Source organism: Actinoplanes aureus (assembly GCF_015704865.1).
GTDB classification, from domain to species: domain Bacteria; phylum Actinomycetota; class Actinomycetes; order Mycobacteriales; family Micromonosporaceae; genus Actinoplanes; species Actinoplanes aureus.
In genome coordinates, this window is record NZ_JADQTO010000037.1 from 52527 (window position 1) to 65642 (window position 13116).

The following is a 13116-nucleotide window of genomic DNA, read 5'->3' on the forward strand; positions in this document are numbered from 1 at the left end:
CGACCGTTCAGCGGCGGACTACATGGCTGGTCTTCGCGCCGGGGTGGCGGGACAGCAGGCGGACGTCGGGGCTCTCGGACTCCGGCTCCTCGTCCCGGCCCTGGTCCGCGTGCGCGAACGCCTCGGCCAGTTTGTCGCCGTGGATCTTCTTCGACTCTGCTGGGATGTGTTGTTCTGCCATCTCCCCATCGTCGTCCAGCCCGCCGCGATGCGACGTGGATTCGGGATGTGGGTCAGTCGGGGATGCGTGACTGCAAGGCGGTGAGCAGCGCGGCCGGGGTTCGTGGGTGGTCGAGGGTCACGGCGAACCGGTGGCCGTCGCGCAGGTGCAGGACCAGAGCCGGGCCGCCGCGCAGCACCAGGGCGGCGCGGCCGGGGAGCACCCGGTAGCCCCAGCCGCCCCACTCCAGGGGGTTGATGTCGGCGGCTTCGGCGGTGGCGATGTCGGTCAGCGGGATGTGCTTCAGCGGTACGCCGACCAGTCCCGCCACCAGCCGCAGGCCGCGCCGGTCGGCGGTGACCCGGATCCGCCCGAACGTCAGGCCCGCCAGCAAGGGGATCGCGGCCACCAGCCACAGGCCGGGCTGGACTGTTGCGGCGAGCACCGCGACAAGTGCGGCGGAGGCCAGCGTCACGCCGGTGATGAGAGGGGAACGCAAGGTTGTGCTGTAGGCCGCGCGCTCCGTCGGGCCCAGGTCGAGCGGATCGACACCGGGTGCGGCGGGTAGCACCGGCCGGGAGAAGCGGCCGGCTGCGGCGCGCACCACCAGGCCCCAGGCGAGGCCGGCCACGAACCAGAGGAAACGCCAGCCCAGCCGTGGATCGGCCGGGTTCGCGAGGGCCGCGGTCGCGGTGGCCACCCACATCCCGGCCACGGCGCCGGCGGCGGCGCCTGCCCCGATCAGCAGGAACCTGGCCACGTCTGCTTCGGCCGGGGCGCCGGCGCGCAGCGTGGCGACGGCCGCGGTGAGGGCGGTCAACCCGGCCACGATCCCGATCGCCAGCAGGGTCACCCAGAAGCCGGTGGTGGAGCTGAACCGGTCGGGTGCGCCCGACGTGCCCCAGTGCGTGGCCACCCGGGTCGGCAACTCGCCGGACCACATCGCCCAGGTGGCCGCGATGACGGCCACGGGCAGCCAGACCAGGGCTGCGGCTGCCAGAAGTCTTCTCACGGTTGTGCCTCCTTCATGATCGCGATCATCTCCGCCTCGGCCAGGCCCTGCCGCCTGGCCTCGCGGACGAACTGCCGGGCCAGCTCGACGAGCCGCAGCCGCGTCGCGTCGGCGTCGCCGCGCACCACGGCGCCGCGGCCCCGGCGCAGCTCGATCAGCTCTTCGTCACGAAGCTGGGCGTACGCGCGCAGCACGGTGTGCAGGTTGACGTCGAGCACCTCGGCCAGCTCCCGGGCCGAGGGCAGGCGCTCGCCCGGCGTCACGTCACCGCGCATGATGCCGCCGCGCACCTGTGCGGCGATCTGATCGGCGAGCGGCTCGGCCGCCGCCACGTCTACCCGGAACAACATGTTTGCATTCTACTATAACAATGTCCAGCCCGCGCAGACCGATAGGGTGGCCGTCGCATTCACGGACAATGTGGACGGCTCTCGGCGAGGTGACGCAGGTGCAGAAGGAAAGCCCAGGCCAGGTACGGGTCCCGCGGCGGGGGCGGCGGCCCGCGCGGCCGAACCCCGAGTCGGGGCCGCTGGGTGCCTTCGCGGACCGGCTGTGGCGGTTGAAGCAGGAGGCGGGCGATCCGTCGTACGAGGAGATGGCGGCCAAGCTCGGCGCGGCCGCCTCGAAGTCGTCGCTGGCCGCGGCGGCGCAAGGACGTGTCCTGCCCAGCTGGGAGACCACCTGGGAGTTCGTACGGGTGCTCGCCGTGGACCGGCTGGGGCGCGACGCCCGGGAGACTGAACAGGAGTGGCGGGAGCACTGGTCGCGGGCCGGAGCGGCGGACGAACCGGAGACCGAGCCCGGCACGGCGGGCGCCGACCAGGTGAAGGCGGCACGCGGGCGGCTGACCGCCATCGTGGTGGCGGTGGCGGCCGCGGTCGTCGGCGTGACTCTCGGGCTGGTGGTGGTCGGGTCGCGCGACGGCCGGGACGCGGAGCAACCGGCGGCCGGGCCGGTGGCGGAGCACGACGACTCGCTGTTCGAAGGGGACATCACCTACCCGGACGGGACGATCGTGCCGCCGAACTCGTCGTTCACCAAGACCTGGCGGCTGCGGAACACCGGCACGGTGGTCTGGGCCAACCGGTTCCTGGCCCGGGCGAACGAGCAACCCTGCGAGGCGCCGGTCCTGGTCGCGATCCCGCAGACCAGGCCGGGGGAGAGCGTGGACATCTCGGTGCCGGTGCGCACGCCGGACGGCCCGGCGGCCTGCAAGATCTACTGGAAGATGGCCGACGAGCAGGGGCGGACGTTCTTCCCGGCCAAGCGGCCGATCTTCCTCGACGTGCGGGTGAGCGAACGGTGAGGCCCGCGGGCCCCACCGTTCAGTCCGGGGTCAGCCGCAGTTGGTGCCGCGCTTGCCGCCCTCGGTGCCGCTGATCCGGCCCATCCAGTCCACGCACTTGTCGGCCGCGGACAGGTAGAGCGGTCCGGCGTACGAGGTGTAGTAGCCACCGTCGAACTTGGGCCAGTGAGTGCCGACCGGGTGGATCGCCAGGCCGGCCTCGACCAGGACCGCCGAGCCGGTGCTGTTGCGCTTCGCCACCACGCAGTTGTAGCCGTTCGACGCGTTGTACGTCAGGAACACCGTCCCCTTGGATCCGATGGCCGCCGAGTTCACGACGCCGTAGCCGGACCCGCACTCACCGCCGTAGCTGGCCGCCTGCGCCGGGGTGGCGGAGGCGAGAACCGCGGCCGCCGTCACCGCGAAGGTCGTTGCTGCGATCTTCTTCATGATCGGGTTCCTCTCAGCCGCAGTTGGTGCTGTAACGGGTCTTCGACGCGGTGCCGATCGTGCCGCCCCAGTCGACGCACGATCCGGCCGCCGACACGTAGACCGGACCGGCGTACGTGGTGAAGTTGCCGCTGTCCTTCACGTACGACGAGGCACCAGAGCGGCGCAGGTACGCCTCCATGAGGGTCGCGGTGCCCGGCCGCTCCCGGAGGGTCACGACGCAGTTCTTCCCGGTGGACGCGTTGTAGGTGAGGTACACCGTGCCCCGCAGGTCGGGAAGGTCGATCAGGTTGACGACGCCGTAACCGGAGCCGCACTGCCCGCCGTAGAGCGCGGCCTGTGCGGGAGCCGCCCCCATGGTCACGCCGGCCGCGGTGGCGGCGGCGGTGAGCCCGAGTGCGGCGATCTTCTGTGAAACTCGCACGAGCGAAGTTCCCTTTCTGTCGGAGGTCGTTGCCGCGATGACGCTGGCACGCTCCGGCCCGCGGCGACAGAAGATCGCCGTCCATGGAAAGTCCGCTGGAGAATTCGGAGAAATCCCGGTCGCTCCGGTGCTGGTCAGGCGAGCCGCCAGCCGGACTCGACCGAGCGCCGGCAGCTGGACGGGTCGTCCCCGCAGCTCACGTACAGAGCGGTGAGGATGGGCGCGCCGTGGCCGAGCGCGGCGCGGGGCAGCGGTCCGGTGGTGACCAGCGAGGCGAGCCCGTGACCGATGGCCCAGCTCTGGGTGGCCAGGGTCAGCGGGTCGACGTCGGCGCGGAACCGGCCCCGCTCCTTCGCCCGCTCGGCCGCCCGGACCAGCGTGTGCAGGGACTCGTCGGCGGCGGCCGGGTCCTCCAGGTCGAAGCCGGCGTCGAACATGACCCGGTAGAGGTCCGGGTTGGCCACCGCGTTGGCCAGGTAGGCGGATCCGAGGGCGGCCAGGTCGCGGACCGGATCGGCGGACAGCGGGACGGTGGCGAGCTGGGCCGCCAGGCGGCTGAAACCCTCCTGGCGCATGGCCCGCCACAGCCCGTCCATGCCACCGAAGTACGTGTACACCGCCATCGTCGACACGCCGGTGCCGGCCACGACGGCGCGCAGCGTGACCGGCTCCCGGGCCCGCAGCATCTGCGCGGCCCGCTCGATCAGCAGGGTGCGAACAGCCGGGTCCTTCGTTCTGGCCATGGCGCAACTATACATAGCAGTGCTATACATAGGCCATGGCTGTGACCCTGATGAACCCGGACGGACTGCCCAAGCCGGATGTGTACCGGCAGATGTCGATCGCCACCGGATCCCGGATGGTGTTCCTCGCGGGGCCAGGTGGCCCGCGACGCCGACGGCAAGCCGGTCGGCCCCGGAGACCTGGCCGCGCAGGTCGAGCAGGCCTACCTCAACATCGGGACGGCGATGGCCGCCGCCGGTGGATCGTTCGACGACGTGGCGAAGCTGACGATCTACGTCGTCGACTGGTCGCCGGAGAAATACCCGCTGCTCGGTGCGGGCGTGGCCCGGGCCGCCGAGAGACTGGGCGTCGACCCGGTCAAGCCCATCACGCTGCTCGGCGTGGCCGCGCTCGGCGAGCCCGACCTGCTCGTCGAGGTGGAAGCGGTCGCCGTCCTCGCATAGGCGGCTGCACCGGGGGTACGCGTCGTTACATGACTGCTAACCAGCCCAAGGAGCCGCCCGACTACGAGCGGCCGATCGATCTGACCGACACGCCGGACGGAAAGAGCCGGCCGGCACCGATTCCGGAGCACCATCCGGACGACAACGACATACCCGGCCGCGTCACTGGGCCGGACACGCCGCCGCGGACCTGATTTCGTTCATGGTGTGAGATCCCGGGGATGCGGAATGTCAACAATCGCGGCAGACTGCCGTGAGTGAATTTCGCGAGGTCTCACACCGGCCTGCTGCTCGGCGAGCGCTACCGGCTGCTCACGCCTCTCGGCGAGGGCGGCATGGCGGTCGTCTGGCAGGCCCATGACCACGTGCTCGCCCGTACCGTCGCGGTGAAGGTGGTGGCGCCGCAGCAGGCCGGTGACGACCAGGCCCGCGAGCGGATCCGGCACGAGGCCCGCGCCGCGGCGGCACTGTCGCACCCGAACATCGCTCAGGTGCACGACTACGGTGAGATGGACGCCGGCGGCCAGATCTTCCCGTACGTTGTGATGGAACTCGTCCCCGGCGGCACCCTGCTGCAACGCCTCGCCGCGGGTCCGCTGGCTCCGCAGTACGCGATGCGGGTGGCCGCGGAGATCGCCGCCGCGCTCGCCGCCGCCCACGCCGTTGGCCTCGTCCACCGCGACATCAAGCCGGCCAACGTCATGCTCGCACCCACCGGCGCCAAGGTGGTCGACTTCGGCATCGCCGCGGCGGTCAGCGCCGAGCCGGAGGACGAGGTGCTCGGCACTCCCGCGTACGTGGCGCCCGAGCGGCTCGCCGGTGACCCGATCGTGCCGGCCTCCGACGTGTACGCGCTCGGCGTGGTCCTCTACCTGCTGCTCACCGGCCGTTCCCCGTGGACCGCCGAGAACACCCGGCAGATGCTGGACGCGCACGTCTACATCGACCCGGCGCCGCTGCCCGCCATACCGCGCGTGCCGGACTACGTGATCGGCCTGTGCAACCGGTGCCTGGCCAAGGACCCCGTGCAGCGGCCGAGCGCCCAGGAGACCGCCGCCGTCCTGGCCCACGGTGCCGGGCTGCGCGTGGTGGACGACGAGCCGGCGCCGGCCGGGGCGGTCCCGGACGAGCCCACCGTCCTGGTACGGCAGCCGCAGCGCACCGCACCGCCCGAGCCGCGGCGGACGGCCGGCCGGATGCTGTGGGTGGGTGCCGCTGCCGCCGCGGTGCTGGCCGCGGGCGCCGGCGGGTGGCTGCTGCTCGACGACGACCGGGGCACCGGCGGGCCGGCGGACGCGGTCGTCGCGGCCGCGTCCGCGGTCCCTCCGGCGCCGCCGCTCTCACCCGGGGAGCCGCTGCCGTTCAGCCGGTCCCAGGCCGGCGAGCCCGGCGAGGGCCCGGCGCCGACCGGCACCCGGCCGGCCGCGTCCGGCTCCCCGAAGACCCAGCCCGGCACCGCCGGGCCGGTACCGGCGACGGCCAGCCCGGCCGGCGAGCCCACACCCACACCTACGCCCACACCGACACCCACGCCGGCACCCACGACCGGCCCGGGCGAGCCGGTACGGCGGACCTTCACCTCCACCGGTGGCACCGTCGAGGCGACGTGCCCTTCCCCGGGTACGGCGGAGATCCTCTCCTGGACGGCCACCAAGCCGTACAAGGTGCAGTCGGCCGTCCCGGGCCCGGCCGAGGCGCCGGCTGTGACGTTCAAGCGCAGCAAGACGCTGATCACTATGACGGTGACCTGCACCGGCGGAGAGCCGGCGCTGAGCTGACATCACGGCCCGGGGGAGGCGACGTGGACTCCACGCGCGAACTGCGCTGGTCGGTCGGACTCTTCCTGATCTTCCTGGCCGTCGTTCCGGTGCTCGGCAGCGCCATGGTGTACGACGCCTGGCTCCCGGTACTGGTCGCCGTCCCGATCAACACGGCCGGTGCCGCCCTCGCCGCCGTCGGCATGGGATCCCGCGACCCGGACACCTCGGCACGGCGCCTCCTGCTCGCCGCCGCGCTGATCCTGCTCGGCGACGCCGCCCTCTACGGCCTGCGAGCCGCCGTCACCTGACGGCGGCCGCCCGATCCCGGCGAAAAGCGATAGCGTATCCAGCAGGGTGAATCCCCACGGAAGGATCGACGATGACGCTTCGTGACACCCCGCCGTTCCGGGCCGACCACGTCGGCAGCCTGCTCCGCCCGCCGCGCCTGCTCAAGGCGCGTGAGCAGAAGGCCACCGGCGAGATCAGCGCGGACGAGCTGCGCGCGATCGAGGACGACGCCATCCGCGAGGTGGTCCGGATGCAGCGTGACGTGGGCCTGCGCTCGGCCACCGACGGCGAGTTCCGCCGCACCTCGTGGCACATGGACTTCATCTACCGCCTCGGTGGTGTGCACCCCACCGACGAGAAGATCCAGGTCCACTTCCGCAACGCCGACGGCGAGCTCGACTTCGAAGCGGCGGCCCTCGCCATCGACGAGCCGATCCGGCTCCGGGAGACGATCTTCGGCGACGACTTCGCCTTCCTGGCGGACCAGGTGGACGACGGTGTCACCGCGAAACTCACCATCCCGTCGCCCAGCATGGTCCACTACCGGGGCGGCCGGGCGGCCATCGATCCCGGGGTCTACCCGGACGAGGAGCAGTTCTGGGCCGATCTCAGCGCCGCCTACGCCGAGCAGGTGCGCCGGGTCGCCGACCTCGGCTGCCGTTACCTCCAGCTCGACGACACCAGCCTCGCCTACCTGAACGATCCCGCCCAGCGCCGCCTGCTCGACGAGCGCGGCGACGACGCCGAGCACCAGCACCTGCGTTACATCCGGCAGATCAACGCCGCGATAGCCGGCCGCCCAGCCGGCCTGTCCGTCACCACGCACATGTGCCGCGGCAACTTCCGCTCGTCCTGGGCCGCCGAGGGCGGCTACGACTTCGTCGCCGAGGCACTGTTCAGCGAGCTCGCCGTGGACGGCTTCTTCCTCGAGTACGACGACGAGCGTTCCGGCGGCTTCGCACCGCTGCGGTTCGTGCCACCCGGCAAGATGGTCGTCCTCGGCCTGGTCACCACGAAGAAGGGCGCCCTGGAGTCCAAGGACACCCTCAAGCGCCGCATCGACGAGGCCGCCGAGTACGTACCGCTCGACCAGATCTGCCTCTCCCCGCAGTGCGGCTTCTCCTCGACGGTCGAGGGCAACGTCCTCACCTACGAGGAGGAGGTCGCCAAACTCCGGCTGATCGCCGAAACCGCGGAGGAGATCTGGGGCTGACCGCGAACGCTCTTTCGGGCGTACGGGTGACCGGCCGTCCCCAGAAACCCGGACCGTCCCCGGGAGCCGCGCGACCGGGCAGCACCCGGGGCCCCAGCGCGGCCGCCGGGCCCGGGTGCCGGGAGATCTCTCACCGGCGGCTCAGCCGCCCGAGTTCCTTGCCGCCGCCGTCCACCAGCACCAGCTCCGCGCCGTCGAGACCGGCCCGGCTCGCCTCGCTCAGCCAGGCGCCGACCGGTACGTTGGCGCACCCGATCAGTGTGGTCGGGCCCGCGAGGGCGAGAAACGAACCGGCCGCGCCGGCGGTCCAGCGGCCGCCTTCGCCGTTGCAGCCGTCGCTGCCGGTCCACTGTCCGTTCGCCTTGAACTCGACGTAGGCGCCCACGTCCTTGCCCGCCGGCTGCCACCGGCCCAGCAGCGTCCCCGTGGTGGCCGGCTGCAGCGGCGACGGCAGTGGTACGGCGACGGCGCGGAGCTGCTCGCGGATCTCGTCGGTGACGACCGGCACCCCGGTCATCTCGGGCAGCAGGTCCGACCGCGGCGTCGGCACAGCGCCCGGCATCAGCCGCGCGACCGTCGCACCGCTCTGGTCCAGCAGGAGGCGCTCCTTGCCGTCGACCCGGAAACCGGCGACGCGTCCCAGCCAGGCGGGCATGAAGTCGGCATCGGTGGGCTGCTTCCCGGCGAGCGGGCACTCGCGGATCCGGGCGTTGACGCTGAACCCGTTGAGATTTCCGAGGAACTGGCCCTCCGTGTTCGCCTGCCAGGAACCGGTGAGCGACGTGCACCGCCCGAACACCGCGAGGTCGCCTTCGCCGCTGACGCGCAGCACGGTGTCCTCCGGCTCGCCGTCGACCGCCAGTTTCCAGAGCCCGACCAGGGCGACCGGATCGGCCCGCACCGAGGCCGACGGCCCCACCGCGGACGCACCCGGCGGAAGCGGCGTCTCGGCCCGTGGCACGGCGGGTGATTGACCGCCGCACCCGGCCAGGAACGCCCCTGCCAGTACCAAGCCGACCACCCGCAACCGCATGAGAAGACCTCCGTCCGGCTCGGCCGCCGTTCAGCCGATGCCGGTAGGACGCCGTCCCCGCCGCGCCGGTTCCTGGGCGACGGCGAAATGCCTCCGTCCGCGGCTTGGACACGGATTGTGCACGAGCTGTGGGGTCCAGGGCTGTTCCGGTGCTGTCGGATGGCAAGATCGGGTCCCGTGATCGTTGATCTTGAATTGTCCGGCACGCATGGCGTGGTGGGTACGCCGTGAGTAGTCCGGATCTCGTGGAGGCTCGTCCGTGAGGGCGGTCATCGTCGCGGCGGCGGTCGCGTTCGTCATCTCCCTGTTCGGCACGCCGGTGGCGATCCGGGTCTTCACCGCGCTCAAGGCCGGGCAGCCGATCCGTTCCCTCGGGCTCGCCTCGAACGAGGGCAAGAGGGGCACCCCCGCGATGGGTGGCGTCGTGTTCATCGTGGCGACCCTCTTCGCCTACGTCGCCGGGCACGTGGCGCTGACCACGCTGCCCGAGCGGCAGATCGCCCAGGAACAGCCGACCATGACGGCCCTCGTCCTGCTCGGTCTCCTGGTCTTCTGCGGCGCGGTCGGCTTCGTCGACGACTTCCTCAAGGTCCGCAAGCGCAACTCCGACGGCCTGTCCGCCAAGGGCAAGCTGCTCGGCCAGGCGATCATCGGCACCGGGTTCGGCATCGCCGCGCTCTATGTGGCGAGCACCAACGGCCAGACCGTGGCCAGCGAGCACATCTCGTTCATCCAGGACATCAGCTGGCTGAACGTCGGCAAGGTCGGCTCGGTGATCGTGTTCGTCTTCGTGATCACGGCGATGTCGAACGGCGTGAACCTCACCGACGGCCTCGACGGCCTGGCCACCGGCGCGTCGACCCTGGTGCTCGGCGCGTACGCGCTGATCGGGTACTGGCAATACCGGCACTGGTGCGCCGACGACACGTACGCCCGCGCCAGCGACTACTGCTACCAGGTCCGTGATCCGCTCGAGATCGCCATGATCGCGGCGGCGGCCGCCGGCGCCTGCGTGGGCTTCCTGTGGTGGAACACGTCCCCGGCGCGGATCTTCATGGGCGACGTGGGCTCGCTCGGGCTCGGCGCCCTGATCGGCGGGCTCGCGGTGGCAACCCGTACCACGCTGCTGTCGATCCTGATCGGCGGTCTCTTCTTCATCATCACGGTCACCTGGGTGATCCAGATCGTGTCGTTCCGGACCACCGGCAGGCGTGTCTTCCGGATGGTGCCGCTGCACCACCACTTCGAGCTGGCCGGGTGGAGCGAGGTCAACATCGTGGTCCGGTTCTGGACCGTGGCCGGTGTCTGCGTGGCGGTCGGCCTGGGCCTGTTCTACTCGGACTTCTTGGCGGCCGTCGGATAGGGCCACGGCGTCGCGGGGTGAGCGTGCCCCGCTGCCCGGGCCCGGCGGTCGCGCTGGGGCCGGGACCGGGCAGCCGGTCGCGGGGGAGCGGCGGGACTGTTCGTGGACTCGTACCTCGCATGGTTGTAACAGGGTGTTTCATGCCGGGCCGGTGGAATCGCGGATGATCAGGTCGGTGGCGAGCTCGACGTGCCGGGCGTCGAGATCGTGGAGGTTGATCATGCGGAGCAGGAGCGTGACGGCCATTCGGCCGAGTTCGGCGAGCGGCTGGCGCACGGTGGTGAGCATCGGGTCGGTGGCCCGGCTTATCTCGGCGTCGTCGAAGCCCGCGATGGAGAGGTCGGCCGGCACGCGAAGGCCGCGTTCCCGGGCGGCGCGCAACGCGCCCACCGCGATCTTGTCGTTGAAGCAGGCCAGCGCGGTGGGCCGGGCCGGGTGGTCGAGGAGTTCGGCGGCGGCGCGGTAGCCGAGCTGGACCGTCGGTTCGATGAAACGCAGCAGGTCCGGGGCGGGCAGGACGCCGACCTCGGCGAGTGCGGCGGCGTAGCCGGCCATCCGGGCGTCGGTGACCAGCCATTCGCGGGGGCCGGCGATGATGCCGACTCGCCGGTGGCCGTGCTGCACGAGATGGGTCATGAGGGCTCGGGCGCCGGTGAGGTGGGCGGCCGAGACGGCCGCTATGTCGGGCGGCGGGGGAGTGCGCGGGTCGAGTACCACGAACGGAAAGCCCTGGTCACGCAGCCGGCTCAGGTCGGCCGCGGACTCCGGCGGGAGGATCAGGATGCCACCGTCGATGCCTGACCGGCCCGGTCGGCCGCCGAGGACGGTGGTCAGGCCGTGCAGTTCGAGTGTGTCGACGATCGAGGAAACCATCGGGCCGAAGTACTCGTCGAGCGGGTACGGGCAGTGGACGTGGACCGAGCCCGCGCGCGGCTGCCGGCCGGCCGCGCGCAGGACCAGGTCACGGGTGTGCGGGGCGACGTTGGCGTGACCGTTGAGCACCCGGGAGATCGTCGCGATCGACAGTCCGGTCTCGGCGGCCAGCTCACGTACCGTGCTCACCGGTAGAGCCGCAGGTCGGCGACGCTCCACCAGTTCTCGCTCGCCGCGGTCGTGGTGATCCGCAGATGGCGGGCCCGGGTCAGGGGCAGGTCGACGTTCGTCAGCTGCCCGCTACCCTGCCCGGCGGCGACGGTCCGCCATCGGACGCCGTCGACGCTGACGGACAGTTCCCAGCCGCGGGCGTAGTCGCCGAGGTTGCCGCCGCTGTCGATCGCCACCCGGCGGAACTCGCGGACCCGTCCGAGGTCGACCTGGAGGAACTGGCCGGGTGCCTGGGCGGCGCCGCTGGACCAGCGGGTGGAGGCGTCGTCGTCGATCGCGCCCGCACCGGTGGCGGTGGCGCCGTCCAGATCGAGTTGCCGCAGGGACGGGCCGCGGAGCCGGGGCCAGGTGAAGGTGGCGAGGGCACCGCCGGGCAGCGTGTACTCGAAGATCCGCGAGCCGAGCGCGACGGCGAACGTGCGCGGGTCGTCGTTCTGGTTGTGCACGATCAGGGCCGTCGAACCGTCCGGGTTGCGGAACGCCACGTCCATGATCTGGCCGTTCCAGCCGGTGGTGCCGAACGACGTGCTGCCGATACGTACCGCGCCGGGCTTCACGAACTTGGCCAGGTGCCCGATGGTGAAGTACTCCGCGTCGGCCCGGAACGTGCCGCCGGGCAGCACGGTCAGCAGGCCGGTGCAGGTGTCGCAGCCGCCCAGGTGCGGGCCGCCGTTCTGATCCAGGGCGATGTTCCAGTTGACCACCGACTTGGCCCAGTTGCGGGTGGTGCCGATGACCAGGTTGCGGGCGTGCCAGGTGAGCGTGCCGCGGAAGATCTGCTCGGGCGTGTCGTCCGGGCCGTGCGAGCCGGAGCACTCGGTGAACCAGATCCCCTTGTCCGGGTACGCCTCGTGCAGCGCGCTCTGGGCGGCCGGGTCGCCGTAGTAGCAGTGGAAGGCGGTGCCGGCGAGCCACTTGGCCGCCGGGCTGTCGAGCAGACGGTACGGGTAGTCGGTCTCCGGGTCCTCGCCCGGCGGTGTCGACTCGATGTCACCGGGGTGGGTGGCCCAGTTGTGGTCGTAGCCGAGGATCTTGGTGCGCAGGCCGGCTCTCGCCAGCTTCGGCCCGAGCGCGGAGATCACCGCGGCCGCCTGGCGGACCGGCAGGTCGGTGCCGGGGTAGCCGCTCGGGCGCCGGTTCTGCGGCTCGTTCTGCACGGTCAGGTAGTCGATCGGGACTCCGGCGGCGGTGTACGCCTGGACGAACTTGACCAGGTAGCGGGCGTACGCGTCGTACACCCGCGGGTCGTCCTTCAGCCGTCCGCCGACCAGGGAGTCGCTGGTCTTCATCCAGGCCGGTGGGCTCCACGGCGTACCCAGGATCTTGAGGTTGGGGTTGAGGCGTTTGGCCTGCCGCAGCAGCGGCAGGATCTGGGCCTCGTCGTGCCGGATGCTGAAGTGCCGCAGGGCGAAATCGCCCGGCACGTCGTCGTAGGTGTAGTGCTCGGCGGCGGCGGTGAAGTCCGACGAGCCGATCGGCTGGCGCAGGAAGCTGACGCCGATGCCGGTGCGCGGGTCGAACAGCGAGCGCATCGCCCGGTCCCGCTCGGCGGGGGCGAGCCGGTACAGCACGGCCGCCGCGGAGTCGGTGATGGAGGCGCCGAAGCCGTCCATGCTCTGATAGGTCCGGTTCGGATCGACCGTGATCGTCGGATGCGTGCTCTCACCGCGCTGCCACGAGACCGGCTCTCGTTCGTGCAGCGACTCGGCGCGATCCACGGTGGTCACCCACACTCGCGCGGTGGGTGCCGGTGCTGAGGGGACTGCCCCGGCGGGAAGGCCGGCGGCGACCAGAAGCAGGGCCAAGAAACGCATCGCCACTCCTGACTATCGGATGT

15 protein-coding genes and 1 pseudogene are annotated in these 13116 nt (G+C 71.6%); 7 read left to right on the top strand and 9 right to left on the bottom strand.

The features are described 5' to 3' along the window. Positions 1-7: 7 nt before the first annotated feature. The 3 genes from I4J89_RS43835 to I4J89_RS43845 are packed head-to-tail and all read right to left on the bottom strand — an operon-like array spanning position 8 to position 1522. Positions 8-181 carry a hypothetical protein gene (locus I4J89_RS43835; RefSeq protein ID WP_196420150.1) on the bottom strand — a complete coding sequence of 58 codons (174 nt, stop codon included), beginning with the start codon at positions 179-181 and terminating at the stop codon, positions 8-10. Between the two features lie 52 nt (positions 182-233). Further along, a complete protein-coding gene (locus I4J89_RS43840; protein ID WP_196420151.1) occupies positions 234-1172 on the bottom strand; it encodes a DUF1648 domain-containing protein in 939 nt (312 codons plus the stop codon). Next, positions 1169-1522, bottom strand: coding sequence for a GntR family transcriptional regulator (locus I4J89_RS43845; RefSeq protein ID WP_196420152.1), 354 nt, complete (start codon positions 1520-1522; stop codon positions 1169-1171). The genes I4J89_RS43840 and I4J89_RS43845 overlap by 4 nt, the downstream gene beginning before the upstream one ends. Positions 1523-1590: 68 nt before the next feature. On the opposite strand from I4J89_RS43845, the gene I4J89_RS43850 reads away from it, so the two are divergent. After that, positions 1591-2478 (top strand): NBR1-Ig-like domain-containing protein, encoded by an 888-nt coding sequence (locus I4J89_RS43850; protein WP_196420153.1) that lies wholly within the window; start codon positions 1591-1593, stop codon positions 2476-2478. 30 nt (positions 2479-2508) lie between these two features. On the opposite strand, the gene I4J89_RS43855 is transcribed toward I4J89_RS43850, so the two are convergent. The 3 genes from I4J89_RS43855 to I4J89_RS43865 all read right to left on the bottom strand — a co-directional run bounded on the left by I4J89_RS43855 (position 2509) and on the right by I4J89_RS43865 (position 4074). Further along, the gene (locus tag I4J89_RS43855; protein WP_196420154.1) at positions 2509-2907 is read right to left on the bottom strand and encodes a spore-associated protein A; all 399 of its coding nucleotides are present in this window, start codon (positions 2905-2907) and stop codon (positions 2509-2511) included. Positions 2908-2920: 13 nt separating this feature from the next. After that, the gene (locus tag I4J89_RS43860; protein WP_196420155.1) at positions 2921-3331 is read right to left on the bottom strand and encodes a spore-associated protein A; all 411 of its coding nucleotides are present in this window, start codon (positions 3329-3331) and stop codon (positions 2921-2923) included. A gap of 134 nt (positions 3332-3465) precedes the next feature. Then, positions 3466-4074 (bottom strand): TetR/AcrR family transcriptional regulator, encoded by a 609-nt coding sequence (locus I4J89_RS43865; RefSeq protein WP_196420156.1) that lies wholly within the window; start codon positions 4072-4074, stop codon positions 3466-3468. Positions 4075-4109: 35 nt separating this feature from the next. Between I4J89_RS43865 and I4J89_RS43870 the strand changes: the two are divergent. The 5 genes and pseudogenes from I4J89_RS43870 to I4J89_RS43890 all read left to right on the top strand — a co-directional run bounded on the left by I4J89_RS43870 (position 4110) and on the right by I4J89_RS43890 (position 7779). Beyond that, positions 4110-4518: pseudogene (locus I4J89_RS43870) on the top strand (RidA family protein). A gap of 29 nt (positions 4519-4547) precedes the next feature. Then, entirely contained in the window at positions 4548-4712 is a 165-nt protein-coding gene (locus I4J89_RS43875; RefSeq protein ID WP_196420157.1) for a hypothetical protein, read from the top strand. A 63-nt stretch (positions 4713-4775) separates the two neighbouring features. Further along, positions 4776-6296, top strand: coding sequence for a serine/threonine-protein kinase (locus I4J89_RS43880; RefSeq protein WP_309238746.1), 1521 nt, complete (start codon positions 4776-4778; stop codon positions 6294-6296). Between the two features lie 23 nt (positions 6297-6319). After that, positions 6320-6586: a hypothetical protein gene (locus tag I4J89_RS43885; RefSeq protein WP_196420158.1), complete on the top strand. Its 267-nt coding sequence runs from the start codon at positions 6320-6322 to the stop codon at positions 6584-6586. Positions 6587-6657: 71 nt separating this feature from the next. Further along, a complete protein-coding gene (locus I4J89_RS43890) occupies positions 6658-7779 on the top strand; it encodes a 5-methyltetrahydropteroyltriglutamate--homocysteine S-methyltransferase (RefSeq protein ID WP_196420159.1) in 1122 nt (373 codons plus the stop codon). Positions 7780-7909: 130 nt separating this feature from the next. Here I4J89_RS43890 and I4J89_RS43895 read toward each other — a convergent pair whose 3' ends face one another. Beyond that, a complete protein-coding gene (locus tag I4J89_RS43895; protein WP_196420160.1) occupies positions 7910-8812 on the bottom strand; it encodes a hypothetical protein in 903 nt (300 codons plus the stop codon). 259 nt (positions 8813-9071) lie between these two features. Here I4J89_RS43895 and mraY point away from each other — a divergent pair, with 259 nt between their 5' ends. After that, positions 9072-10175: a phospho-N-acetylmuramoyl-pentapeptide-transferase gene (gene mraY / locus I4J89_RS43900; protein WP_196420161.1), complete on the top strand. Its 1104-nt coding sequence runs from the start codon at positions 9072-9074 to the stop codon at positions 10173-10175. Between the two features lie 138 nt (positions 10176-10313). Here the strand turns inward: mraY and I4J89_RS43905 are convergent, their stop codons facing one another. Both I4J89_RS43905 and I4J89_RS43910 read right to left on the bottom strand, forming a co-directional pair. Then, entirely contained in the window at positions 10314-11237 is a 924-nt protein-coding gene (locus I4J89_RS43905; RefSeq protein ID WP_309238747.1) for a LacI family DNA-binding transcriptional regulator, read from the bottom strand. Beyond that, complete coding sequence (locus I4J89_RS43910; RefSeq protein ID WP_196420163.1) at positions 11234-13093, bottom strand: discoidin domain-containing protein; 1860 nt, start codon at positions 13091-13093, stop codon at positions 11234-11236. Before I4J89_RS43910 ends, I4J89_RS43905 begins: the two co-directional genes overlap by 4 nt. Positions 13094-13116: the final 23 nt, after the last annotated feature.